Below are 23,157 nucleotides of genomic sequence, written 5' to 3' on the forward strand. Positions count from 1 at the left end.
GCCAACGCAAGGCCGGGACCAGCTTGCCATGCCACATCCGGCGCTGCATAAGGGTTGGGGCGGGAATATGGCTGATGCGGACAGCGTTGTTCACGCATTAAGGCCAGCGGTAACAGATCGTGTAGCGGGAAAAGGCTGAATCTTGATCTAAACCAGCAGTTTACCAAGAAATCCTGTGTATTATTTTTGACGGGATATCGCCACGGTGTTACCGCATTTCGGCTTCAATAAGCGATGATTAACCATTAGGATCGATATTCGGATGTGAGAACCACGCATCCGTTTGGACAAATCCGGGGACAAACGGCAGCCTGCAAGGCCTTTTGATTTGAACAAAGTCGAACGACACAGAAACGGGCGGCGCGATCACATGGGCGTCTGGCCGAGATGGCTGGCAGCGTTGATCGTTGCGTTCGCTTTCCTCGCCGCAACTGCTGCCGGCGCCAGCGCTGAAACGCGCTCGCTCAAGCTCTATCACCTCCACACGCACGAAAAGGCCGAGATCGTCTACAAGCGCAATGGCCGCTACGATCCGGCAGGCCTCAGGAAGATCAACGTCATCCTGCGCGACTGGCGTCGCAACGAACCGACCAAGATGGATCCGCGCCTGCTCGATCTGGTCTGGGAAGCTTACCGGCAGGCCGGCGCCACCGACTACATCCAGGTCGTTTGCGGCTATCGCTCGCCGTCGACCAATTCGATGCTGCGCAGCCGCAGCCGCGGTGTCGCCAAGGAAAGCCAGCATATGCTGGGCAAGGCGATGGACTTCTACATTCCGGGTGTGCCGCTGAAAAAGCTGCGCAACATCGGCCTGAAGATGCAGGGCGGCGGCGTCGGCTACTATCCGTCGTCGGGTTCGCCCTTCGTCCACATGGACGTCGGCAATGTGCGGCATTGGCCAGGCATCAGCCGCCAGGAACTGGTCAGCCTGTTCCCCAATGGCAAGACGCTGCATGTGCCGAGCGACGGCAGGCCGTTGCCGGGTTATGACCAAGCGCTCGCCTCCTACAAGGCGCGCAAGGGCGCCGGTTCTCCTGCCATCATGATGGCCAGCGCAGGCGGCAGCACCAAGAAATCCGGTGGCTTCCTGTCCGCGTTCTTTGGCGGTGGCGGTGAAGACGAAGCCGACGACAGCGCCGATGTCGCTACCGCCGCGCCGCCGCCGAGAAGCGTGAAGCCGGTGCTGGCTGCCACGAGCAACAACAACAGCAATCTGCCTGGCATCGCGATCGTGTCGCCGCAGAACGCCAAGCGCGCCAACATTCCGCAGCTTGCCGACGACAGCGCTGACGATTCGGAGCCGCAGGACACGCCGGAGACGATCATCGCCGCGCTGCCCGCCAAGGAAGTGCCGCTGCCCGCTTTCGCACCGCGGCCGAAGGCCGATGTCGGCGCGCAACAACCTGAGACCGTGCCGTTCGGCGTGGCCGATGCCACCACCGAACAGACGGTGGCGACGGCGCAGGCGCCGGCCAATGTGCCGTTCGGCACGGCCGATGCGAGCAATGCCGACCAGGGGGCCGATCAAGCTGCCGCTCCGGCGCAGGTCGCGGTCAACGTCCCGTTGCCGACCTGGCGTCCCGACCGCTCTTCGCCGCCGGCTGAGCTTGCGCCGCAGGACAAGGGCGTTCTGCTGGCGCTGGCCGATACGGCTGCCCACAAGCAGACCGCAACCGACGCGTTCTCGGTGCTGCCGTCGCAGCGTCCGGACGAGGTCAAGGCGGTTCTCGAACAGGCCAGCGCCGCCGATACAGCCGGTGCTACCGACGACTATCAGGTTGCGTCGCTCGAGCCTCGCTCGGCGTTCAACGATCCGTCAGGTGTCGATGCCGCATCGCCGCGCGGTGCTATTGCTGCCCGTCCCGCCGGTACCGATCCAGCCTCGGTGATCGGCGCCGGCGTCAAGACGACACGCAAGGAAGCAAGGGCTTCGGCTCGCGACCTGAAGCCAGGACCGAAGGCAGTGGTGGTGGCGGCCGAACCGCAGGCGACGCGCTGGGCGCTGAGCAGCGGCGACAACATCGCCACCGTTTCCAGCCCGACGACTGCGCCGCGCTATGCCTACAACATCGTGCATACGCCGCCGAGCGAGGTCTACACCGCAGGCTTCCAGGCGGACAACCAGATGGCCGATGCCAACCGCTTCACCGGCAATGCCGTAAAATTCCTTTCGGTCGCCCGCTTCCAGACGAAGTAAGGGCGTGACCGGGGCGTTATCGACTCGAAGCCGCGCTGGGCAACCCGTGCGGCTTTTGTTTTTAGCGAGATCTCGAGCACTGGCTTCCATCGCCACAGAATGCTAACCACCAAGCTGCATTCCCGCTTCGTCTAATGGTAGGACAGCGCCCTTTGAAGGCGTGAATCGAGGTTCGAGCCCTTGAGCGGGAACCAAAATCTCAACGCGTAGCAAACCCGGTCGGCGCAGCTGGCGGGTTTTTGTGCCGAGTGCAATTCCGGGAACACTGTGATTTTCCCGGGAAAGCGCGGAGCGCTTCCCTTGGGATTGCGCAAAGATAAAGTAGCGGAGGTTATTTTCCGAGCTTGCTCGCGGTCTGTGCGAGCGCCTCGATCTCATCCCACTTGCCGGCCTTGACCAACTCGTCCGGCGCCACCCACGAGCCGCCGACGCAGATAACGTTGGACAGGCTGAGATAGTCGGCGGCGTTCTTGGCCGAGATGCCGCCGGTCGGGCAGAATTTCACGTCGGCCAGCGGCGAGGCAAAGGCCTTCAGCGAGGCGATGCCGCCGGATTGTTCGGCCGGGAAGAATTTCAGGAACCGCAGGCCGGCCTCGCGGGCAGCCATGATCTCGCCGGGCGTGATGGCGCCGGGCAGCAAGGGAACGTCGCTGTCCTTGGCCGCCGCCAGCAACTCGCGCGTGATGCCGGGGCTGACGATGAACTTCGAGCCAGCCGCCGCTGCCTGGTCGAACTGCTTGGCATCGAGAATTGTGCCGGCGCCGACAATGGCGCCCTCGACCTCACCGGCCACGCGGCGGATCGCTTCCAGCGCATCGGCGGTTCTCAGCGTGATCTCGATCGCCGGCAGGCCGCCGGCGGCCAGCGCCTGGGCGAGCGGGACGGCGTCCGCGACATTGGCGATCTTCAGCACCGGAATGACCGGCTGGCCATTGAGCAGCGACAGGAGCTTTTCGGTCTTGCTGGGCATTGGCTTTTCTCTCCCTGGGTGATTTCAACCGATTAGCAGAAGGCCGATTCCGAGTCCACGAAACTCGGCCTGCCGCGATGTCACATGTCGGCCAACGAGCCTGCGGGCGAATACCGACGAAGTGTCTTTAGCTCTGCCTTGAATCCGCTTTGACCACGGTCTAGTGGCTTGGCGATGACCAACCATGAACCCGTGCGCGTCGCCGCGCTCTACAAATTTGCGAGGCTGGGCGACTTCGACGCGCTGCGGGTCTTGCGCACGCCGCTTGCCGCCTTCTGCTGCGGGCGCGGCATCAAGGGCACGCTGCTTCTGGCGCAGGAGGGCATTAACGGCACGGTCGCCGGCAGCGAAACCGACATAGCCGACCTGATCGCTTATCTCGAGGCCATCGAGGGTCTTGCCGATCTCGAGGTCAAATACAGCACTGCCGCCGAAATGCCGTTCCATCGCATGAAGGTGCGGCTGAAGCGCGAGATCGTCACCATGGGCGTCGAAGACCTCGACCCGGCGACGGGTGCGGGGACCTATGTCGCGCCGGCCGACTGGAACGCGCTGATCTCGGACCCCGGCACCATCGTCATCGACACACGCAACGCGTACGAAGTGTCGATCGGCACGTTCGAGGGCGCGGTGGACCCGCGCACGTCGAGCTTTCGCGAATTCCCGGCCTGGGTGGAAAAACACCGCGACCAACTCGACGGCCGCAAGGTTGCGATGTTCTGCACCGGCGGCATCCGCTGCGAAAAGGCGACGGCCTATGTGAAGTCGCTCGGCTTCGAGGATGTGTTCCATCTCAAGGGCGGCATCCTCAGATATCTCGAAGAGGTGCCGGCCGAAGACAGCCTGTGGCAGGGCGAGTGTTTCGTCTTCGACGAGCGGGTCTCGGTGTCGCATGGGTTGACCGAAGGCGAGGCCGAACTCTGCCGCGCCTGCCGGCATCCGCTGACGCCGGAGAACCGGCTGTCGCCGCATTTTTCCACCGGCGTGTCATGCCCGCATTGCTACGAGGCACGCTCGGATGAGGATCGCACCCGCTATGCCGAGCGCCAGCGCCAGGTCGAACTTGCGCAGGCGCAGGGCAGGGGACATATCGGCAGTTAAGTGCCGCCGACGCCCTGACTGGATCACCACACGACAGAATAGCGGTCGATCACCCACAGCCATGTGCCGTCGGCCTGCCGGCGCGCGACCTCTGAGGTTATCGAGCCGTCGGCAAGCCTGGTCGACGTCAACGCGAGTTCGCCGTTAATGGCCGCCGGGCGCTGCTCGCCGCGCTGGAATTTTCGCCAGCTCGCGGCAAAGGCTTCGAACAAAGCGCGGATCGCCTCATGGCCACGCGTCAATTCGGCTGCTCCGGTGTCGATGACGGCATCGGGTTCGAACAGCGCTACCATGCCCTCAATGTCTCCCGCCCATTGCCGATCAATTAGCAGGCGCTCCAGATCCTGGGGATCTCGTGCTTGGTCGCGGTCTGGCTGATCGGTCACGGCAAAACTCCTCCCTCGCCGACGTTGCGGCGACACTAACCGAAGCCGAGGCGGGTTTCGACACATCGAACTTGATTTGCGGCATTGCCGGCGCCGATAGCAAAGCGCCGGTCCGTCATTGTAATGTCAACAATCGGGACCTACGTCTGCAACGTCCAAAACCTGCCCGTCCACGTTGGCGCGGGCCCTTTTCTGGAGGCACCATGTTCGACCCCAAGAAGCTTCTCGACGATCTGCTCGGCTCGCAAGTTCCCGGCACAACCGGCACCGTTCGCGACAAGGCCGGGCAGGCTGTGCAGATGGCCAAGGACAATCCGCTGGCCGCCGGTGCGCTGGCCGCGGTGCTGCTTGGAACCGGCACGGGACGGCAGGTCACCGGCACGGCCGTGAAGCTCGGCGGACTGGCTGCGATCGGCGGTCTCGCCTACAAGGCCTACCAGAATTACAAGGCCGGCAATGCACCCGAGCAGGCGCCGGCGGCCGGCCAGCCGGAATTGCTGCCGCCGCCCGCCGACACCGGCTTTCATCCTTCACAGGCGCCACAGGGGGAGGACGAGTTCACGCTGACCCTGGTGCGGGCGATGATCTCGGCGGCCAAGGCCGATGGCCATGTCGATGACGCGGAACGCCAAAAGATCGCCGGCAAGCTCAGTCTGGCCGGCATCGGCACGGAAGCGGAAAAGTTTCTGATGGCCGAGCTGGACAGCCCGCTCGACCTCGATACGCTGGTCGCAGGCGCCAAGACCGATGAGCAGAGGCTCGAGCTCTACACGGCGTCCCGACTGACGATCGACCCCGATACGCGCGCCGAACGCGGCTATCTCGACCTGCTCGCCGGCCGGCTCGGCCTGCCGGATGCGCTCGTCGATCATGTCGAGGCGACGGTGTCGGCGGCCAAGGTGCCGGTTCCGTCAGGCACGGCGCCGAACCCGCGCTGGTAGACAACGCAGCCGCGCGCCTGGGGCAGGGGCGCCGAGGCCGGAAAAAATGCGTTAACGTCTCGTTTACCGAGGAAGCGCATGATTTTAGTCAGTCGGATCGGCTTTTCCTCCTCCCAAGCCCGGTTCAGATCAGGGGGCGGTCGCCAATGACCGCCCTTTTTGTCGGACCGATCACATAAAGCGCGTGGCGCTTCATGTTTTTGTCCTGATGCATGTCGTTCTCTCAGAACCGGGGCCACTTTTGAGCGACATACATTAGTGTCCGGCTTGCCATGATCGCCCTCATTTGCGATGGGTCGGTGCATTCGGATGCACCCCGATCTGTGCCGGGGATGCGCGGCGCGCAGGAGCAAAATCATGACAGTCCTCACAGAGAAAACCGCCATTGTTACCGGCGCCGGCACCGGCATCGGCAAGAGCGTCGCCACGGCGCTGCTCAAGGCGGGCTGGAACACGGTGTTTTGCGGCCGCCGCAAAGCGGTGCTCGATGCCGCCATTACCGAGGCCGGGAAAACGGACGCCAAGGCGCTGGCGGTTGCCTGCGACATCAGCAAGGCCGGCGAAGTCGATGACCTGTTCGAGACGGTGGCCGCAGCCTTCGGCCGCGTCGACCTGCTCTTCAACAATGCCGGCATGAGCTACAAGTCGACGCCGATCGACGAGATCCCGGTCGAGGTCTGGAACGATATTGTCGGCGTCAATCTCACCGGATCGTTCCTATGCGCCCGCGCCGCCTTCGGCGTCATGCGCAAGCAAAAGCCAATGGGCGGCCGCATCATCAACAATGGCTCTGTGTCGGCCTATGCGCCACGGCCGGGCTCGGTGCCCTACACCGCGACCAAGCACGCCATATCGGGGCTGACCAAGACGCTGGCGCTCGACGGCCGGCCCTATGACATCGCCTGCGGCCAGATCGACATAGGCAACGCGCTGACCGATATGGCGCACGCAATGACGGTCGGCGTGCCGCAGGCCAATGGCACCATCGCCGCCGAAGCGGTGATGGACGTCCAGCGCGTCGCCGACGCCGTCGTCCACATGGCCAGCCTGCCGCTCGATGCCAATGTGCTGTTCATGACGGTGATGGCGACCAAGATGCCGTTCGTGGGGCGTGGGTGAAGAGCCGAAGGCCTACCTCTTCAAAAACGACTCGATCCGCTCCAGCGCGCGCAAGATGTTCTCTTCGGAATTGGCGTAGGAGAGCCTGATGTAGCCTTCGCCGAGAATGCCGAAATCGGGGCCGCCGATCAGCGCCACGCCGGCCTCCTCGAGCAGTGCCGAGGCGAGCTTCTTGGCCTTCCAGCCGGTCTTCGAAACATTCGGGAAGGCATAGAATGCGCCCTTGGGCGTGATGCAGGAGACGCCGGGCAGCGCGTTCAGCCCCTCGACCACGATCTTCCTGCGGTTGTCGAAGGCGCGCATCATCTTGTCGACATCGTCCTGGGGGCCGTCGATGGCGGAGATGCCGGCGAACTGGCTCGGCGCGTTGACGCAGGACCAGCAATTGACCGCCAGCTTGCGGACCTTGTCGTAGAGATGCGCGCCCTTGTCGCCATTCGGCCAGATCGACCAGCCCATGCGCCAGCCGGTCATCGCCCATGTCTTCGACCAGCCGTTGAGCACGATCAGCCGGTCGCGAATTTCCGGAAAATTGAGCAGCGAAAAATGCGTCTCGCCGTCATAGGTCATGACGTCGTAGATTTCGTCGGAGAGGATAGCGACCTGCGGATGCGCTTGCAGTCCCTTCACCAGCTTCTCGATCTCGGCGCGCGGCGTGACGCCGCCGGTCGGGTTGGCCGGTGAGTTGAGGATCAGGAGCCTCGTCTTCGACGTGATCAGCGCCAGCGTCTCTTCTGCCGAGAAGGCAAAGCCGTTCTCCTCGCGGATCGGCACCGGAATGGGCGCGGCGCCGGTGAACTCGATCATCGAGCGGTAGATCGGAAAGCCTGGGTCTGGATAGAGGATCTCGGCGCCGGGTTCGCCGAACATCAAGATGGCCGCGAACATGGTCGGCTTGCCGCCGGGCAGGATCATCACATTTTCCGGCGAGACCTCGACGCCGGTGGTGGCCAGCGTGCGCCGCACCACCGCTTCGCGCGTCGCCAGCAGGCCGTTGGCCGGGGTGTAGCCATGGTGACCGTCGCGCAGCGCCTTGATCGCTGCGTCGACAATGTGCTGCGGCGTTTTGAAGTCGGGCTGGCCGATGCCGAGATTGACGATGTCGCGGCCCTGTTGAGCCAGTGCAGTGGCGCGCGCCAGCACGGCAAAGGCGTTTTCCTCGCCGAGGCGGTCGAAGGCCGAAATCGTGTGGAGCATTTTTCCCGTCCGTGTGGTTCTTGCTGTTAGGTCGCGTTTTTGTGAGCGTCTGCTCACAAAAGTCAAACGGATTGGAGTTTTGCGTGTCGGAAAATCTCAAAGATTGGCAAGCGCGTCCGCGGCCCGAGCGCAAGCCCATTGACGGCCGCTATGTCCGGCTCGAACCGCTGAGCGCCGAAAAGCACGGCGATGGGTTGTACGAGGCGTCGTCCGTGCCCGACATCGATGGACGCTTTGCCTGGCTGCCCGACTACCCGCCGCAAACCCGCGCCGATTTCCAGCCATGGCTGGATAAGGTCGAGGCGAGCGAGGATCCGCTGTTCTTCACCGTCATCGACAAGGCCAGCGGCAAGGTCGCCGGGCGACAGACGCTGATGCGCATCGATCCCACCTATGGCGTCATCGAGATCGGCAACATCTATTGGGGGCCGCTGATCTCGCGCAAGCCGGCAGCGACCGAGGCGCAGTTCCTGTTCATGAAGTATATTTTCGACGGGCTCGGCTATCGCCGCTACGAGTGGAAATGCAACAACCGCAACGAGCCGTCAAAGCGCGCGGCGGAACGGTTCGGCTTCAAGTTCGAGGGCATTTTCCGCCAGCATCTTGTGGTCAAGGGTGAAAACCGCGATACCGCATGGTACTCGATCATCGACAAGGAATGGCCGGCGCTGCGCAAAGCCTATGAGGCATGGCTCGATCCCGCCAATTTCGATGGCGAAGGCCGGCAGAAGCGGCGGCTCGAGGATTTCCGCGCCGAGTTCGGCGCGTAACAGGAGTTTTTTCCGATGGCGCACAGCCATGATCATGGTTCGCATGCTGGGCATGGCGCCGGCCACGTGCATGGCTCGACCGACAAGAAGCGTGTGCTGATCGCAGCCTGCCTGACCGCCGGCTTCATGGTGGCCGAAGTGCTTGGCGGCCTTTTGACGGGATCACTGGCGCTGCTGGCCGACGCCGGCCACATGCTCGCCGATTCGATCGCGCTCGGCCTTGCCTGGTATGCCTTCCATCTTGGCGGACGGCCGGCGACCGTGCGCCTCACCTATGGCTTCGGCCGGGTCAAGACGCTGGTCGCCTACACCAACGGCATCGCCATCTTCGCCATTGCGCTGTGGATCGTCTACGAAGCCTGGGGCCGGCTGATGACGCCGGCGCCGGTGCTGGGCGGGCCGATGCTGGTGGTGGCGATCATAGGGCTCCTGGTCAACATCGCCTCGTTCTTCGTGCTGCATGGCGGCGACCGCGACAGTCTCAACATGCGCGGCGCCATCCTGCATGTGCTGGGCGACCTGCTCGGCTCGGCGGCGGCGATCGTGGCGGCGCTGGTCATTCTGGCGACCGGCTGGACGCCGATCGACCCGATTCTGTCGGTGCTGGTCTCCGTGCTGATCTTGTCCACCGCGTGGTCGCTGATGCGCGAAGCCGCTCATGTGCTTCTCGAAGGCGTGCCGGCAAGCCTCGACCGCGACCTCATCGCCAAGGACATTGCCGGCACCGTCAAAGGCGTGCGCGAAGTGCATCACATGCATGTCTGGTCGCTGGACGGGTCCAGCAACATGGCGACGCTGCACGCCTGCCTCAATGATGGCGTCGATGCGCACCAGGCGGTCAGCGCCATCAAGAAGCGGCTCGCCGCCGAACACGGCATCAGCCACGCCACCGTCGAGCCGGAATTCGGCCAGTGCGCTGACAGCTATGACGAGCACGATCATGACCACGACCATGGTGCGCCACCGCATCACGGCCATTACCACTGACAGGGAATTTCATGGCATTGGCATCCGAGTTGACGAGTTCCCGCTGTAACGGGACGGCATGATGGATCGCGACAACAGAAACGCGCTGATTGCCGCAGCCTGGATCATGCTGCTGTTCGGCATCGCGGCGTTCTATCTGCCGACGGTGATGCTGGCTGTCGGCAATATCTCGACCGTACTTGCCGGCATCGTCGGCATCGCCTTCGTGCTGGCATTCTTTCTGGTGTTCTGGTTGCGGGGTCGCAGCCAGAACAAGGGCAAATAAGAGGCTTTGAAATGCGCATCCTGATTACTGGCGCCGCCGGCATGGTCGGCCGCAAACTTGTCGACCGGCTGGCCAAGGACGGCACGCTCAACGGCCGCAAGATCACCGGGCTCGACCTGCACGACATCGTGCCGCCGCAGGCGCCGGCGATGGATGGCATCAGCATCGCCACGCATACCGGCGACCTTGCCGACGCCGGTGCTGCCGAGAGCCTGGTCGCCTCACGCCCCGACGTCATGTTCCATCTCGCCGGCATCGTGTCGGGTGAGGCGGAAGCCAATTTCGATCTCGGCTACCGCGTCAATCTCGACGGCACACGGGCGCTGTTCGACGCCGTGCGGCTGGCGGGCTTTGCGCCGCGCCTCGTCTTCACCTCGTCTATCGCGGTGTTCGGCGCGCCGTTCCCGGATGTGATCCCGGACGATTTTCATCCTACGCCGCTAACCTCCTACGGCACGCAGAAGCAGATGAGCGAAGCGCTGCTGGCCGACTATTCCAGGCGCGGCTTCTTCGACGGCATCGGCATAAGGCTGCCGACCATTTGCGTGCGGCCCGGCAAGCCGAACAAGGCGGCGTCAGGGTTCTTCTCCGGCATCATCCGCGAGCCGCTGAGCGGCCATGAGGCGATCCTGCCAGTGCCGCGCTCGGTGCTGCACACCCATGCCAGCCCGCGCTCGGCGGTGAACTTCCTGATCCATGCCGCCGGGATCGACAGTGCCGCCGTCGGGCCACGCCGCAACCTCACCATGCCGGGCGTTGCCGTCACCGTCGGCGAGCAGATCGAGGCGCTGGAACGCATTGCGGGCACCAAGGTCGTGAAGCTGATCCGCGAACAGCCGGATGAGACCATCTGGGCGATCGTCAAGGGTTGGCCGACGCGCTTCGAGTCGCGCCGTGCAAGGGACTTCGGCTTCAGCGCCGAAAACAGTTTCGATGAAATCATCCGCGCTCATATCGAGGATGAACTGGGCGGAATGATCGCGGGTCAGGCCTGACCCGCCGAGGTCATACAGTTCCGGACAGGCACGCCGACAACAGCAACAGCCCGAACAGGAAGACGAACGCGGCGCCGCCGATTTCGACGACTGTGTGGATACGGTTGCCCATGCGGCCATCGCCGGCGAAATAGACCGCCCAGTTCTTGGCTGTCACCGCGATCGTCGCCAACGCCGAGACTGTGATGGCGGTGCCGATAGACATCGCCAGCACCGACAGCAGGCCGCCGAGCCACAGGCCGTTGAGCAGCGCGAAGCTGAGCACAATCAGCGCGCCGGAGCAGGGGCGGATGCCGACGGCGGCTACAGCCGACCAGGCCGTGCGCCAGTCGAAGCGATCGCCCGACAGCAGCGCCGGATCAGGCGCATGCGAATGGCCGCACGTGTCGCAGACCTCGCCGGCCGGTTGATCGTGAGCGGCGTGATTGTGATGAGCGTGGTCGTGATGGGAATGATCGTGTGTGTCGTGGTCGTGCGCAGCGTGATCGTGATGATCATGCGAATGGTCGTGATGCACATGCAAGGCATGCGAATGCGCCGCGTGGCTGTGACCGGCATGCGAATGGCCGCCATGGGAATGACCGGCGTGGGCTGCCGACAGGCTGTAGGCGGGCGCCTTGCCGAACCAGCGCAGGACCGTAGGCCCGAGCTTGCGCCACAGCAGCCAGGCGCCGAACAAAGTGACGAATACATAGCTCATGATCTCCATGAACCAGGCTGCGTCGGTCATCGAGATGGCGGTGCCGCGCAGGACGAAATAGGCAAGCAGCATCACCAGGATCGCGGTCAGGCCCTGCAGCAGCGCTGAGACGAAGGACAGCAGGATACCGCGCCTGAGCGCCACTTCATTGGCCACCATGTAGGACGAGATCACCGCCTTGCCGTGGCCGGGGCCGGCGGCGTGGAAAATGCCGTAGGCGAAGGACAGGCCGATCAGCAGCCACATCTTGCTGCCGTCCTCGCGCATTGCTTTCATCGCCGTGGCCAATGCGCGGTAGAATTCCTGCTGGCGCAGATTGATCCACATCAGGATGTGGGCGAACGGGCCGGTGGTGGGCGCCATGCCGTCATTGACACCGATGCCGAGTGAACTCTGGGCATGGGCCTGCCCGAGAAAGTGCGTCATCAGCAGGGCAGCGGCCACGAGGCCGAATGCCAAACGCAGGGACGTTTTCATCACCGGATCTATCCTTCTGGCGGGCAATTCAGTTCGAGCTTGGTGGCGAAGATCTTGCTCATGTCGGTGCCTGTCGGGTCGTTGAAGAACGCGTCCGTCAGGGTCTTCTGGTTTTCCTTGATCGCCTCGTCCGGGTCGGGCCGGATGACGCTCTTGGTGCAGTTCGAGGGCAGGCCTTCCACCGTGATGTTGCTATCCTCGGTGAAGTCGATCGCTGTGTAGAAGGTTGGATCGTAGACGCCGAAATCGATCTTGCCGGCGAGCTTGATCGGCACCTTGGGTTCGGATTCGAACAGGATGATCAACTGGTCGTTGTCGAAATTGGCCATCAGATGCGGTGGCGGCGTCATAGGCACGTCCTTGCCGTCGACGGTGACGAGCTGGAAATAGTTGAATTCGGCCAGCGAGGCATGAACGGTGTCGGCGACATCCTTCAGCTCCTTGTCGTCAAGCTTCAGGTCGGAGTTCTTGTCGAACTCCATCATCACCGTACTCGAAAACAGATCATCGAAACGCCAGAGGTGACGCAGCGCTTTCACACTTTGGTGATCCGGCGAGAGGATCACGTCGAGGCGGGCCTCGGCGAAGACATGAGGATGCGCGCCAGCCGCTCCGACGGAGGCAAAAGTCGTCGCCAGGGCCGAAGCCAGCATGATTGCGTGCCGTTTCAGATGCATTCTCGGTCGCTGTTCCATCGGCCTCGGAGAGATTTCGAGAGGTTACCAGAAACGGGGCGAAATTGGGACCGCGGCACGGCAGGACCGGCTCAAGCGCTCTCGCGGTTCTTGAACCATTGCACCAGGAAATCGACGAAGACACGGACCTTGGCCGGCAGATAGCGGCGGTGCGGGTAGACGGCGAAAATGCCGCTGCCCGACTGGATGCGGTCGTCGAGCAAGGACACCAGCAGCCCGGATGCGAGGTCGGGTGCGGCGATGAAATCCGGCAGGATGGTGAAGCCCAGACCGGACACGGCGGCGGCTCGCGCGGCCATCGGGCTGTTGACCTCGATCGGACCCGATACGTTGACACTGACAGACTCCTCGCCATCGCCCCTGAAGCGCCAGTTGGCGAGCGAGCGGCCATTGGTGTCGACGATGCAGGGCAAGTTGGCGAGATCCTGCGGGCGCGTCGGCTTGCCGTGCTTGGCGATCAGCTCCGGCGAGGCGCAAAGCTTGATCGAAAACGGCCCCAGGCGGCGGGCGATCAGCGATGAGTTCTCCAGCCGCGAGATGCGCACGGCAAGATCGAAACCTTCCTCGACCAGATCGACAAAGCGGTCGTCGAGATGGATGTCGAGCACGATGTCGGGATGCTGTTTGGCGAAGTCGATGAGCGACTGGCCTATCGGCGCGTCGGCGAAGGTGCGCGCCGCGGAGAGCTTGATCCTGCCGCGCACGTCGCCGGAGGATTCGCGCACGGCGTCGGCTAGGCTGTCGACCTCGCGCACGATTTCCGAAGCGCGGCTGTAATAGGTATGGCCGGCCTCAGTCAACGAGAACTGCCGCGTGGTGCGGTTGAGCAGCAGCGCGCCGAGTTCGTCCTCGAGTTCGCGCACATATTTCGACAGCAGCGCCTTGGAGCGACCGATCTTGCGCGCGGCCGCCGAAAAGCCTTCGGCCTCGACGACGTCGATGAAGGCGCGCATGCGGGTCAGTGTATCCATCATCAGGCCTTTCGTGCCGCATCGAGAATTCGCCGGCCGAGCCGTATCAGGGCAATGTCGCTGCCGGGAGGGCCGAGCAGCGAGAGGCCGAAAGGGGCACCGTCAACCGAGCCCAGCGGCAGGGTGATTTGCGGAAAGCCTGACAGACCCGAAAGGCACAAAAGATGCAAGGCCCTTTCGCGGTAGGCCTGGAGCTGCTGCGGCTCGCTTTTGACCAGAGGTGCGGGGCCTGGAACGGTGGGCAGGACAAGAAACCCGTCCTGGCCGAGCAGCGCGGCTAGCTCGGAGCGGAACGTCAGGCGGCGCACCGCCTCGGCCCGCGCGGTCTTTTCGTCGATCGTGCGGCCAAAACCAAAGCGCTCCTCGACGCCCGGCCCGAGATCGCGCTCGCCAGAAATGATCCAGGCGCCATGCTGCTGCCAGGCCTCGGCGGCCTGGAGGCGGCGAAAGCACCAGTAGAGCTCGTCGGGGAAGGAGGCGAAGCTGTACTCTTCCGGCGCCGGCTCACCGATAAGACTGGCGGCCAGCGCTCTCATCCTGGCATATTCGGCTGCCTCAGCGGGGCCGGCCACGAAAGCGTCCAGCCAGCGGATCGAAAGCGGCCGGGTGAGCGGATACGGATGCGGGTCGCGGCCGAGCAGCAATTTGCCGATCGTCTCATAGGTCTCGATGTCGTCGGCGAACCAGCCGAATGTGTCGAAGCTCGGCGCCAGCTTCATCGTGCCTTCGAGCGAAATGCGGCCATGCGTGGTGCGCAGCCCGATCAATCCGCAAAAGCTCGCCGGGGCGCGGATCGAGCCGCCGGTGTCCGAGCCGGTAGCGATATCGGCAAGCTTGCCGGCCACCGCCGCCGCCGAGCCTGACGAGGAACCGCCGGTGACGCGATCGGGAGCGGCCGGGTTCACCGGAAACGGAAAATGCGCGTTCTGGCCCATCAGCGAGAAAGCGAACTCGTCGGTCTGCGTCTTGCCGATGAAGCGCGCGCCGGCGTCGAGAATCATCTGCACGGCCGGTGCCGTGCTGGACGCGGCATGCGCCTCGTCGAACTTCACCGGATTGCCGCAACCGGTGCGGTAGCCGGCGACGTCGTAAATGTCCTTTACCGCCAGCCTGAGCCCGGCCAGCGGCCCCAGTTCCGCATTGGCGACCGGCATGCGGCGCAGGTCAAGAAAGGCGTTGAGCGGGCCGTGCGTGCCTGGCATCGTTCGATATCCGTATACAGGCCCAGCATTGTTCGATGCCGGAAATTTTACAACCTGGGATACGATTTTTATTGATTGTGAAATCTTTCGATCTTATATCGCGCTTGCCCAAAGTCGCACGTGCCTGTGGGTGTCCGCCGATCCTCGAATGGTGAGGGAAATCGGTAAGGTAACTGGAGCTAACCCCTCCAGTCGGTCTAGCGGCCAACCGCCAGCCCGAGGACACCTTGAAGCAACGACGGTGCGGGCCTTTCTGGTGTTCTGCCGGTCGTCCAAAGACCGGGGTTACTGAAGAGGCACACCTTCATTGCCGGCAGTGCGGACGGGTCTCCCATCCAAGCCAAGGCAGACAAAGCGAACCGAGGCCGGGCAAGGCCAAGGTTCACCGCCGCGAGACGGCGTTTCATGGTTCCGGGGTCTCCACCGGCTGGTTCCATGAACTTCCGTCCCGCCTTTGTTTGACCGCGCGTCGCGAGGCCGAGAGCCCGCGTCCGCAGCCTTATTGCGCGCCGCAAGGCGTTAATGGAGAGACCCCGATGGCCACTCAGCGCATCCTCGACTTCCTCGCCACCCGACGTCCGTCCGGCCCCTGCCTCGTCGTCGACCTCGATGTCGTGCGCGACAATTTTCGCGCCTTCGAAAAGGCGCTGCCCGATTCCCGGATCTACTATGCGGTGAAAGCAAATCCGGCGCCGGAAATCCTGCGCCTGCTTGCTGCGATGGGCTCATCCTTCGACACCGCTTCCGTTGCCGAGGTCGAGATGGCGATGGACGCCGGTGCGCCGGCGGACCGTATCTCCTTCGGCAACACCATCAAGAAGGAGCGTGACATTGCACGCGCCTACCAGCTCGGCATTCGGCTGTTTGCCGTCGATTGCGTCGAGGAAGTCGACAAGATCGCCCGCGTCGCTCCCGGCGCCCGCGTGTTCTGCCGCGTGCTGACCGACGGCGAAGGCGCCGAGTGGCCGCTGTCGCGCAAGTTCGGCTGCGTGCCGGCGATGGCCGTCGACGTGCTGCGCCATGCCAGGACGCTCGGCCTCGACGCCTATGGCGTGTCGTTCCATGTCGGCTCGCAGCAGACCGACCTGACGGCGTGGGACCGTGCGCTGGCCGACGCCAAGAAGGTGTTCGCCACGCTCGCCGATGAAGGCATCGTCCTCAAGATGGTCAATATGGGCGGCGGTTTCCCGACGCGCTATCTGCGTGACGTGCCGGCGGCCCAGGCCTATGGCCAGGCCATCTTCTCGGCGCTGCGCAAGCATTTCGGCAATGCGATCCCTGAGACCATCATCGAGCCGGGTCGCGGCATGGTCGGCAATGCCGGCGTCATCAAGTCGGAAGTCGTGCTGATCTCGAAGAAGGCCGAAAACGACAATGTGCGCTGGGTGTTCCTCGACATCGGCAAGTTCGGCGGTCTGGCCGAGACGATGGACGAGGCGATCCGCTATCCGATCGTCACCCGCCATGACGGTTCGGAGACCGCACCTTGCGTGCTCGCCGGCCCGACCTGCGATTCGGCCGACGTGATGTACGAGAAGACGCCGTATCCGCTGCCTCTGTCGCTGACCATCGGCGACGATGTGCTGATCGAAGGCACCGGCGCCTACACGACCACCTACTCGGCGGTCGCCTTCAACGGCTTCGAGCCTCTCCGATCCTACGTGATCTGACGGCTTCGGCCTTCAGATCACCCCAGGCGGACGTTTGCGTCCGCCCGGGTTCGCCTGTGGAACAAGCTCCGCTCGTGAAGGATCGCGGAAATGGACATTGTAAATTACATTGACGGTGCCGTGGGAATCTCCCCCCTCGAGGGGGAGATGGCAGGCAGGCCAGAGGGGGTCGTCTCGCGTGAAGCGCCGGCATCCCTCGTCCACGACGCGGTGTCGCGTCAGGTCGTGCCGACCCCCTCTGTCGCCTTCGGCGACATCTCCCCCTCGAGGGGGGAGAGTGCCCGCGCCATTGTTGTCGTCGCCGAAATTGCGGCAGACATTGCATCGCGTGAAGCGTTGCTCGATCGCGCCATGGGGCCGATGCGGCGCAAGAAATCGTCGGAGAAGCTGCGGCGTGGCCGCCGGCCTTCCGAAGGCCTCGCCTTCGTGGCGCGTGATGCGGCGGGCGCGGTGATCGGCACTGTGCGGCTGTGGGATGTAAGGCTGGGCGAGGGCGGCCCGGCGGCGCTCCTACTCGGGCCGCTCGCCGTCGATCCGGCGCTGAAGAACGCCGGCATCGGCTCAGCGCTGATGCGCCACGCTTTGGCCGAGGCCGCGCGTCTCGGCCATGCCGCGGTGCTGCTGGTCGGCGATGCGCCTTATTACGGTCGCTTCGGCTTTTCGGCGGAGAAGACCGGCGCGCTAGCCATGCCTGGTCCGTACGAGCGGCACCGCTTGCTGGCGTTGGAGCTGATCGAGGGTGCGCTCGACGGCGCGCATGGCACGCTGAGGGCTGCAGGTCGCAAGCTCAAGGCACAGAGGCTGTCGCTGGCCGCCTGATTGTCCAAAAACAAACGCCGCCGGTCCTTTGCATTTCAGCGAGGGCGGCGTTTTGTTTTTGCGAAGGGCTCAGCCGATCAGCTGGCTGAGCGCCATGGCGACCGACATATCGCCTTCGACCTTTATCTTGCCGGACATGAACGCCATGGTCGGATTGAGGTCGCCGGCGATCAGCGAATCCAGATCGTCGAGCGACAGCTTGATGGTGCAGTCGGTCGGCGCATCGGTGTTTGAGACGGTCGCGCCATCGATGACGATGACGCCGTCGGTGCCGGTGTCGAACTTCACGGAATGTTCGAACCCGGCGCTCGCCACGCGCGACCTCATCTTCTCGGCAATGTCCTGAACGCTCATGACTGTTCTCCTGGTCTCGTTGCGTTTTGCCGCGCTTCAGTGACCGGCCTCCGCCGAAGTCGCTGTCTCGCGCGTACCGCGATCCTGGTCGCTTGGCGCATATAGCTTCGAGTTGACGTAAACGTCAACGCGCGATGCGTCATCTCGTTTCAGTCGGAAGGAATGCGGCAGAGACATTCACCCTGCGATGAAGGTTAGTGTTCAGCAGCGGACTTCGCCGCCTCGGCCTGGGCCGATTCCGCCGGGGCCGGTTCGGTCGGCGTGGCCGGATCCTTGCGGCGGCGCATGGCGTTGTCGCGGATTTCGTCCTTGGTCAGGAAGTTGACCTGGTCGATCAGCACTTCATGCACCAGGTCGGCGCCGACGCGCGCGTTGACGGTGTCGCGTATGGCCTTGCGGAAGGCATCGAGATCGATGGTTTCCTTCTTGGTGAAGTCGATCTGAGGATTGGAGTAGAGATAGGAATAGACCTGATCGGTCATCAGGGCTTCGGCCGGAATCGACATCTTCTTTATCTCGGCCGGCTCGACCGTGTAGACGAGCTTGGTGAGGAAATAGCCGTCGATCTTGGAATCGCGGATCAGCGGCACCGAGATGATGTCGGTCTTGACGTAGTCGAGGCCACCCAGCATCGGTTTCGGCGTCTCGCCGACGCCGCGCTCACCGGCCGCCTGGAACGAATAGAACACGGCGCCCAGCGTGGCGGCGCAGATCCAGATCGCGGCGGCGATGAATTTGATCACCGGTTGTTCCCGCCTGGTGCCGAGATCATCAGCTCGCCCAACCGAATTCGCCGGCCGAATAGGTGCCGTCGGCTTCGGCGCGCTGAATGGCGTTCTTCAACAGCGTGGCGACTTCGTTGACCGCGTTGAGGTGGGCGAGGATTGCAGCCTCGTTTTTCGCGAGCTTCTGGCGCAGCCGCGCCAGACTGTCGCGATGCTGTTCCAGGAATTCGATCTCGTTGGCGCCCTTCATGGCGCGGGTCAGCTCATAGAGGTAGCGGCTCTTGCGGGCGTTGGAGGCCTTGAGGTCATAGCTGGTGTCGTTCTTCAAACCGGCCGTCTCTTCCTCGACCGCTTCCTCGATGCGGCCGATGATGGCGGCAAGGTTGCCCGGCCGTGCAAACGGGATCGGCGCTTCGGACGTACGCGCCGGCAGGTTGGAAGAGTATTTTGAAAAATCGGCCATTGAAAATCCTGGTCTAGATCTTGATTTCGGTTTTGATGGTCGTCTCGTCGCCGGTCATCGACCGTGCGGCCTTGCGCTGCAATTCCTCGACCAGCGAGGTGGACAGCCGGGTCTGCTGGTCGATCTCGGTCTTGTGCGGCCCGGTTGACACCGGGCCGATCGGCACGGTGCGCTTGCCGTCCTTGTAGTGGTCGGCGAGCAGCGATTTGGCGATGCCGATCCCGCCGCGCTCGGCCATGACGTCGGCGACACGCTCGGCAAGCTGCGATTTCCACATGTCGCCGGCCAGCCCCTTGCCGTAGACGCCCTCGGTGTCCTTGGGCAGCATGTTTTGGATGAAGGTCTGCAAGACCATCGCCTCGAACTTCTTGAACTTGCTGGCGGGATCGGCATTTGCGGCGGCCGTGTCGGCGGTAGCGCGCGACAGGATCGAGCCGGCATCGACCGAAGCAGCCATGTCGACAGAAAAATTACCGCCAACGCCGTTGGCCCGCTTGGCCAGCGCGGCACGGGCAGCCTCGATATCCGCCGGGTCGACGGCTCGGGCAACATCGAGAACGATGTCACTGGGTGGAGAAATCGCCAAGAAAGTCCGCCTCTTTGCCGGGTTTCCTGAGCGACCATGCCGCAACAAGCTTGTGGCAGGCTTGCCGGTTTGAAATCCTTCGCCGGATGCTGGGCCATTGCTATCAGCAGCGGCAAGTCCGGCTGGGTCGATGCGATCTGGTCGTTTGCGGTGGGCGCTGCCGGCGTCGCCATGGTCAGATCGTAGGTGGCGTAGGCGCAGAGGCCGAACACGGCGCCGTACACCCAATACAGCCCGCCGCACGGAACGAAACCGAACGCCGTCCGCAAGTGACGCGGCTTTAACTTTCGATTATTCCTGCCCGCGCTTCTGCGCGATCAGATCGAGCCGGTCGCGGTCGGAGCGTTCGCGTTCGTCCTGTCGGCGCACGTCCTTGTAGGCGCGCTCGACCATGTTGGTGCGCGCCGTCGCAGTGGCGATGAGCGTGACCTCCTGCCTGGCGCTTTCCAAGCTCGCTTCCTGCCGGACCAGCGCATTGGCGATGCGGCGATGGTAGAGGTCAGGGAACAGCACCGCCAGCGACTGATCGGCGTCGAAATGCTGGACAAGTTCCCTGGCTTCGGTCTCGGCGGTTGCGGCCGCCGCCAGGAAGGCCGCATGGCGCGTCTCGTGCAGGGCCTTCAGCTGCTCCTGCACCTTGACCAGTTTCTTCAGCCGTTCCTTGCGCGTGCTCATCTCACCTCGCCAGCGTCAGATCGACAAAGCCGTCGACGAACAGCGACAGCATGGTGCCGATGGCGAAGTAGAAGATGATCATGCCGCCGGCGATGACGAAAGGCAGCGAGATGAAGTAGACCGGAATCTGCGGCGTCAGCTTGTTGACGAAGCCGATGGTCAAATTGACGAGGATGGCATAGGCGATGAACGGGCTGCCGAGCCGGATGACCAGGAAAAAGGCGTCCGACACCGTGTCGGTGAGATCGACCAGTGCGGCCTGCGGGTTGAAGAAGACGTTGACCGGCGCCACCGTGTAGGAGGCGACCAGAGCGCGGATGATCTCGTGGTCGAAATCGAAGACGAAGAGCAGCAGCAACGCTGAAAACGAGATGATGGCGGCGAGGGCCGCCTGCGGCTCCGGCTCCTCGATGGCGGGGCCGCCGGTGCCACCATAGCCGATCAGCATGGCGATGGCCGAACCCATGAAGCGCAGCGCCTCCATGTAGAGCCTCGTCATCGCGCCGATCAGCCCGCCGACCAAAAGTTCGGAGATGATCATCGGCGCCAGCACCTGCGGACGCGCATCGACGAAGGGAAAGATCTTGTCCCACAGGAAGGCGAGCAGGCCACCGGTGGCGGCGATCGACGCGAACAGCCGGACCTGGATCGGCACGCGGGCGCTGGACAGGCCCGGCATCAGCATGAAGCAGGCGCCGATGCGACAGAAGGCGAGGAAGGCGGCGATGACGACGCCTTGCGACAGTATGTTCACGAGATCGTCCCGAGCACCTTGATCTCGACGCCCTTGGCGATTTCGACATGGGAGAGAACGGGAAGCGTCGTGAACAGGCGCTCGATGATCATGCGCACATAGGGGCGAGCATCGGGCGCGGTGACGAGGACAAAACGCTCGCCGGCCTCGAGATGCTTGCGGATCGCCTTGGTCGCGTCCTGGCCGAATTCCTCCAGCTGGCGCGGGTCGATGTCGAATTCGCGCACCTCGCCCTTGGCGTCGCGCTTGAGGCTCTGGTGGAAGGCGAGGTCCCAGCGGTTGCCGAGCCGCAGCACCTTGAGCATGCCGCCCTCGGAGAGATCGCCGCAGATCTGCTGGGCCATGCGGATGCGGACATGCTCGACGATCTGCTCGGTGCGGCGCACATGCGGTGCGATCTCGGCGATAGCCTCGATGATCAAATGCAGGTTGCGGATCGATACGCGTTCGGCCAGCAGCAGTTTCAGCACCGCCTGCAGGCCGGGGTAGGAGATGTGCGAGGTGCATATCTCGTCGGCCAGCTTGCGGTATTCCGGATCCTGGCGCTCGAGCAGCGCCTTCATGTCCTTGTAGGACAGAAGCTGCGGCAGGTTGTTGCGGATCACCTCGGACAAATGGGTGAGCAGCACCGACATGTTGTCGGCAAAGGTATAGTTCTCGCGCTTCAGATCCTCGGCGAAGGTTTCCAGCACCGAGAAGGCGCGCATGCCGAAGGCCGGCTCGCGGATTTCCTCGCCGGGAACGTCGGGCAAATCCCGGTTGCCGAGCAGCACCATGATCTCGCCGACGCGCATCTGGTATTCGGCGACGACGGTGCCGTGGACCTTGATCTGATAACTCTTCGGCGGAATGCCGAAATCGTCGGCGACGCGCACTTCCGGCACAACGAAGCCGTATTGCGTGGCAAACTTCTTGCGCATCTTGGCCATGCGGAACACCAGTTCCTGATGCGACACCAGCAGCCGCGTCGACAGCTGCTTGCCGATCAGAAGCTCGATCTCGGCGGTGGTCAGCGAAGCCTTGACCGAGTTCTTCTCTTCCTCGACCTTGTTCGCCTTCTCCAGATCCTTGATCGCTTCGGCGGCGGCAGCCTCGCGGTTGGCGCGCATCGGGATGACGTAGCCAAGGCCGGCCATGCCGGCGGCTAGCGTGAAGAACGGGAAGAACGGCAGGCCGGGCATCAGGCCGAGCAGGACGAGCAGCGAGGCCGCGACATAGAGCGCGCGCGGATGCGCGCCGAGCTGGCCGAACACCGCCTGGTTGGTCGAGCCGCGTGTGCCGCCCTTGGACACAAGCAGGCCGGCGGCGAGCGAAACGATCAGCGCCGGGATCTGGGTGACCAGGCCGTCGCCGACCGACAGTTTGATGAAGACATCGGCGGCTTCGCCCATGCCCATGCCGTGCCTGATATAGCCGATGGCGATGCCGCCGACGATGTTGATTGCGGTGATGATGAGGCCGGCAATGGCATCGCCGCGCACGAATTTCGAGGCGCCGTCCATCGAGCCGAAGAAGGAGGATTCCTCTTCCAGCTCGCGGCGGCGCAGTTGCGCTGTCTTATCGTCGATCATGCCGGCGGACAGGTCGGCGTCAATCGACATCTGCTTGCCGGGGATGGCGTCGAGGGTGAAGCGGGCGCCGACTTCGGCAATACGGGTGGCGCCCTTGGTGATGACGATGAAGTTGACCACAATCAGGATCATGAAGACGATCAGGCCGATGACGAAATCGCTGGCCATCACCAGTTTGGAGAAGCCGGCGATGACATAGCCGGCGGCGTGCGTGCCCTCATTGCCATGCGACAGGATCATGCGCGTGGTGGCGATGTTGAGCGACAGCCGCAACATGGTGGCGATGAGCAGCACGGTCGGGAAGGACGAGAAATCGAGCGGCCGCTGGATCCACAGCGCCACCATCAGGATCAGCACCGACAATGCGATCGAGAAGGCGAGGCCGATGTCGATGAGGAAGGCCGGGATCGGGAGGAACAGCACGGCCAGGATGATGACGATGCCGATGGCGAAGAAGACATCGCGGCCGTTCTTGGCCACTGTTCCTGTCGCTAAGCTTTCGCTGACCGCCATGTCGTCCCCAATCACAAGCCTGCCGAGCACGCGACAGTCGTTCGAGCCTAACCG

24 protein-coding genes and 1 tRNA gene are annotated in these 23,157 nt (G+C 63.6%); 11 read left to right on the forward strand and 14 right to left on the reverse strand.

Annotation, left to right across the window (positions count from 1 at the left end):
- Window positions 1–370 precede the first annotated feature (370 nt).
- Together mepK and NKK50_RS07845 are read left to right on the forward strand one after the other, a co-directional pair.
- Window positions 371–2,197 (forward strand): peptidoglycan L,D-endopeptidase MepK, encoded by a 1,827-nt coding sequence (gene mepK, locus NKK50_RS07840; RefSeq protein WP_352543249.1) that lies wholly within the window; start codon window positions 371–373, stop codon window positions 2,195–2,197.
- Window positions 2,198–2,317: 120 nt separating this feature from the next.
- Window positions 2,318–2,391: transfer RNA gene (locus NKK50_RS07845), tRNA-Gln, on the forward strand.
- 137 nt (window positions 2,392–2,528) lie between these two features.
- Here NKK50_RS07845 and NKK50_RS07850 read toward each other — a convergent pair.
- Window positions 2,529–3,167 carry a 2-dehydro-3-deoxy-phosphogluconate aldolase gene (locus NKK50_RS07850; protein ID WP_023704005.1) on the reverse strand — a complete coding sequence of 213 codons (639 nt, stop codon included), beginning with the start codon at window positions 3,165–3,167 and terminating at the stop codon, window positions 2,529–2,531.
- A gap of 174 nt (window positions 3,168–3,341) precedes the next feature.
- Here NKK50_RS07850 and trhO point away from each other — a divergent pair, with 174 nt between their 5' ends.
- Window positions 3,342–4,268: an oxygen-dependent tRNA uridine(34) hydroxylase TrhO gene (trhO, locus tag NKK50_RS07855; protein ID WP_023704004.1), complete on the forward strand. Its 927-nt coding sequence runs from the start codon at window positions 3,342–3,344 to the stop codon at window positions 4,266–4,268.
- Window positions 4,269–4,291: 23 nt separating this feature from the next.
- On the opposite strand, the gene NKK50_RS07860 is transcribed toward trhO, so the two are convergent.
- On the reverse strand, window positions 4,292–4,654 hold the full coding sequence (locus tag NKK50_RS07860; protein WP_023733472.1) for a YybH family protein: 363 nt from the start codon (window positions 4,652–4,654) through the stop codon (window positions 4,292–4,294).
- Between the two features lie 203 nt (window positions 4,655–4,857).
- On the opposite strand from NKK50_RS07860, the gene NKK50_RS07865 reads away from it, so the two are divergent.
- Entirely contained in the window at window positions 4,858–5,595 is a 738-nt protein-coding gene (locus tag NKK50_RS07865; protein WP_023671935.1) for a tellurite resistance TerB family protein, read from the forward strand.
- Window positions 5,596–5,952: 357 nt separating this feature from the next.
- Window positions 5,953–6,714 (forward strand): SDR family oxidoreductase, encoded by a 762-nt coding sequence (locus NKK50_RS07870; protein WP_023683264.1) that lies wholly within the window; start codon window positions 5,953–5,955, stop codon window positions 6,712–6,714.
- Between the two features lie 12 nt (window positions 6,715–6,726).
- On the opposite strand, the gene NKK50_RS07875 is transcribed toward NKK50_RS07870, so the two are convergent.
- The gene (locus NKK50_RS07875; RefSeq protein WP_023707642.1) at window positions 6,727–7,911 is read right to left on the reverse strand and encodes a pyridoxal phosphate-dependent aminotransferase; all 1,185 of its coding nucleotides are present in this window, start codon (window positions 7,909–7,911) and stop codon (window positions 6,727–6,729) included.
- An 83-nt stretch (window positions 7,912–7,994) separates the two neighbouring features.
- On the opposite strand from NKK50_RS07875, the gene NKK50_RS07880 reads away from it, so the two are divergent.
- From NKK50_RS07880 to denD, 4 genes are read left to right on the forward strand one after another with little or no spacing between them, the layout of a single operon-like run.
- A complete protein-coding gene (locus tag NKK50_RS07880) occupies window positions 7,995–8,681 on the forward strand; it encodes a GNAT family N-acetyltransferase (protein WP_023701049.1) in 687 nt (228 codons plus the stop codon).
- A 15-nt stretch (window positions 8,682–8,696) separates the two neighbouring features.
- Window positions 8,697–9,668 carry a cation diffusion facilitator family transporter gene (locus NKK50_RS07885; protein WP_023707643.1) on the forward strand — a complete coding sequence of 324 codons (972 nt, stop codon included), beginning with the start codon at window positions 8,697–8,699 and terminating at the stop codon, window positions 9,666–9,668.
- Between the two features lie 58 nt (window positions 9,669–9,726).
- Window positions 9,727–9,933, forward strand: a complete 207-nt coding sequence (locus NKK50_RS07890) for a hypothetical protein (RefSeq protein WP_023671929.1) — start codon at window positions 9,727–9,729, stop codon at window positions 9,931–9,933.
- Between the two features lie 11 nt (window positions 9,934–9,944).
- Window positions 9,945–10,928, forward strand: coding sequence for a D-erythronate dehydrogenase (denD, locus tag NKK50_RS07895; protein ID WP_023671928.1), 984 nt, complete (start codon window positions 9,945–9,947; stop codon window positions 10,926–10,928).
- A gap of 10 nt (window positions 10,929–10,938) precedes the next feature.
- Here the strand turns inward: denD and NKK50_RS07900 are convergent, their stop codons facing one another.
- The 4 genes from NKK50_RS07900 to NKK50_RS07915 form a co-directional block, all read right to left on the reverse strand.
- Entirely contained in the window at window positions 10,939–12,105 is a 1,167-nt protein-coding gene (locus NKK50_RS07900) for a nickel/cobalt transporter (RefSeq protein WP_502896490.1), read from the reverse strand.
- A gap of 8 nt (window positions 12,106–12,113) precedes the next feature.
- Entirely contained in the window at window positions 12,114–12,782 is a 669-nt protein-coding gene (locus NKK50_RS07905) for a DUF1007 family protein (RefSeq protein WP_023671926.1), read from the reverse strand.
- An 89-nt stretch (window positions 12,783–12,871) separates the two neighbouring features.
- Window positions 12,872–13,771: a LysR family transcriptional regulator gene (locus tag NKK50_RS07910; RefSeq protein WP_023671925.1), complete on the reverse strand. Its 900-nt coding sequence runs from the start codon at window positions 13,769–13,771 to the stop codon at window positions 12,872–12,874.
- A gap of 2 nt (window positions 13,772–13,773) precedes the next feature.
- Window positions 13,774–14,973, reverse strand: coding sequence for an amidase (locus NKK50_RS07915; protein WP_023740970.1), 1,200 nt, complete (start codon window positions 14,971–14,973; stop codon window positions 13,774–13,776).
- Window positions 14,974–15,509: 536 nt separating this feature from the next.
- Here NKK50_RS07915 and odc2 point away from each other — a divergent pair.
- Window positions 15,510–16,643: an ornithine/lysine decarboxylase gene (odc2, locus tag NKK50_RS07920; protein WP_023671923.1), complete on the forward strand. Its 1,134-nt coding sequence runs from the start codon at window positions 15,510–15,512 to the stop codon at window positions 16,641–16,643.
- A gap of 147 nt (window positions 16,644–16,790) precedes the next feature.
- The gene (locus NKK50_RS07925; protein WP_023833562.1) at window positions 16,791–17,462 is read left to right on the forward strand and encodes a GNAT family N-acetyltransferase; all 672 of its coding nucleotides are present in this window, start codon (window positions 16,791–16,793) and stop codon (window positions 17,460–17,462) included.
- A 69-nt stretch (window positions 17,463–17,531) separates the two neighbouring features.
- On the opposite strand, the gene NKK50_RS07930 is transcribed toward NKK50_RS07925, so the two are convergent.
- From NKK50_RS07930 to flhA, 7 genes are all read right to left on the reverse strand, one after another.
- Window positions 17,532–17,816 (reverse strand): SCP2 sterol-binding domain-containing protein, encoded by a 285-nt coding sequence (locus tag NKK50_RS07930; protein ID WP_023714024.1) that lies wholly within the window; start codon window positions 17,814–17,816, stop codon window positions 17,532–17,534.
- A 194-nt stretch (window positions 17,817–18,010) separates the two neighbouring features.
- Entirely contained in the window at window positions 18,011–18,559 is a 549-nt protein-coding gene (locus NKK50_RS07935; RefSeq protein ID WP_023714023.1) for a hypothetical protein, read from the reverse strand.
- A gap of 28 nt (window positions 18,560–18,587) precedes the next feature.
- Window positions 18,588–19,004, reverse strand: a complete 417-nt coding sequence (locus NKK50_RS07940) for a hypothetical protein (RefSeq protein WP_023671919.1) — start codon at window positions 19,002–19,004, stop codon at window positions 18,588–18,590.
- Between the two features lie 13 nt (window positions 19,005–19,017).
- Complete coding sequence (locus NKK50_RS07945; RefSeq protein ID WP_023703994.1) at window positions 19,018–19,590, reverse strand: rod-binding protein; 573 nt, start codon at window positions 19,588–19,590, stop codon at window positions 19,018–19,020.
- A gap of 291 nt (window positions 19,591–19,881) precedes the next feature.
- Window positions 19,882–20,265 (reverse strand): hypothetical protein, encoded by a 384-nt coding sequence (locus tag NKK50_RS07950; protein WP_023740974.1) that lies wholly within the window; start codon window positions 20,263–20,265, stop codon window positions 19,882–19,884.
- A 1-nt stretch (window position 20,266) separates the two neighbouring features.
- Window positions 20,267–21,019, reverse strand: coding sequence for a flagellar biosynthetic protein FliR (gene fliR, locus NKK50_RS07955; protein WP_023686374.1), 753 nt, complete (start codon window positions 21,017–21,019; stop codon window positions 20,267–20,269).
- Window positions 21,016–23,103, reverse strand: coding sequence for a flagellar biosynthesis protein FlhA (gene flhA, locus NKK50_RS07960; RefSeq protein ID WP_023671908.1), 2,088 nt, complete (start codon window positions 23,101–23,103; stop codon window positions 21,016–21,018). The genes fliR and flhA overlap by 4 nt, the downstream gene beginning before the upstream one ends.
- Window positions 23,104–23,157 lie beyond the last annotated feature (54 nt).

This window comes from Mesorhizobium sp. M0001, from assembly GCF_040324255.1.
Classification (GTDB): Bacteria; Pseudomonadota; Alphaproteobacteria; order Rhizobiales; family Rhizobiaceae; genus Mesorhizobium.

What these genes read in the sequence shown, in the direction of transcription:
- mepK (WP_352543249.1), top strand. Translation starts at nt 371, where the DNA reads ATGGGCGTCTGGCCGAGATGGCTGGCAGCGTTGATCGTTGCGTTCGCT.
- NKK50_RS07850 (WP_023704005.1), bottom strand. Translation starts at nt 3,167, where the DNA reads ATGCCCAGCAAGACCGAAAAGCTCCTGTCGCTGCTCAATGGCCAGCCG.
- trhO (WP_023704004.1), top strand. Translation starts at nt 3,342, where the DNA reads ATGACCAACCATGAACCCGTGCGCGTCGCCGCGCTCTACAAATTTGCG.
- NKK50_RS07865 (WP_023671935.1), top strand. Translation starts at nt 4,858, where the DNA reads ATGTTCGACCCCAAGAAGCTTCTCGACGATCTGCTCGGCTCGCAAGTT.
- NKK50_RS07870 (WP_023683264.1), top strand. Translation starts at nt 5,953, where the DNA reads ATGACAGTCCTCACAGAGAAAACCGCCATTGTTACCGGCGCCGGCACC.
- NKK50_RS07875 (WP_023707642.1), bottom strand. Translation starts at nt 7,911, where the DNA reads ATGCTCCACACGATTTCGGCCTTCGACCGCCTCGGCGAGGAAAACGCC.
- NKK50_RS07885 (WP_023707643.1), top strand. Translation starts at nt 8,697, where the DNA reads ATGGCGCACAGCCATGATCATGGTTCGCATGCTGGGCATGGCGCCGGC.
- NKK50_RS07890 (WP_023671929.1), top strand. Translation starts at nt 9,727, where the DNA reads ATGATGGATCGCGACAACAGAAACGCGCTGATTGCCGCAGCCTGGATC.
- denD (WP_023671928.1), top strand. Translation starts at nt 9,945, where the DNA reads ATGCGCATCCTGATTACTGGCGCCGCCGGCATGGTCGGCCGCAAACTT.
- NKK50_RS07900 (WP_502896490.1), bottom strand. Translation starts at nt 12,105, where the DNA reads ATGAAAACGTCCCTGCGTTTGGCATTCGGCCTCGTGGCCGCTGCCCTG.
- NKK50_RS07905 (WP_023671926.1), bottom strand. Translation starts at nt 12,782, where the DNA reads ATGCATCTGAAACGGCACGCAATCATGCTGGCTTCGGCCCTGGCGACG.
- NKK50_RS07910 (WP_023671925.1), bottom strand. Translation starts at nt 13,771, where the DNA reads ATGGATACACTGACCCGCATGCGCGCCTTCATCGACGTCGTCGAGGCC.
- NKK50_RS07915 (WP_023740970.1), bottom strand. Translation starts at nt 14,973, where the DNA reads ATGCCAGGCACGCACGGCCCGCTCAACGCCTTTCTTGACCTGCGCCGC.
- odc2 (WP_023671923.1), top strand. Translation starts at nt 15,510, where the DNA reads ATGGCCACTCAGCGCATCCTCGACTTCCTCGCCACCCGACGTCCGTCC.
- NKK50_RS07925 (WP_023833562.1), top strand. Translation starts at nt 16,791, where the DNA reads ATGGCAGGCAGGCCAGAGGGGGTCGTCTCGCGTGAAGCGCCGGCATCC.
- NKK50_RS07930 (WP_023714024.1), bottom strand. Translation starts at nt 17,816, where the DNA reads ATGAGCGTTCAGGACATTGCCGAGAAGATGAGGTCGCGCGTGGCGAGC.
- NKK50_RS07940 (WP_023671919.1), bottom strand. Translation starts at nt 19,004, where the DNA reads ATGGCCGATTTTTCAAAATACTCTTCCAACCTGCCGGCGCGTACGTCC.
- NKK50_RS07950 (WP_023740974.1), bottom strand. Translation starts at nt 20,265, where the DNA reads ATGAGCACGCGCAAGGAACGGCTGAAGAAACTGGTCAAGGTGCAGGAG.
- flhA (WP_023671908.1), bottom strand. Translation starts at nt 23,103, where the DNA reads ATGGCGGTCAGCGAAAGCTTAGCGACAGGAACAGTGGCCAAGAACGGC.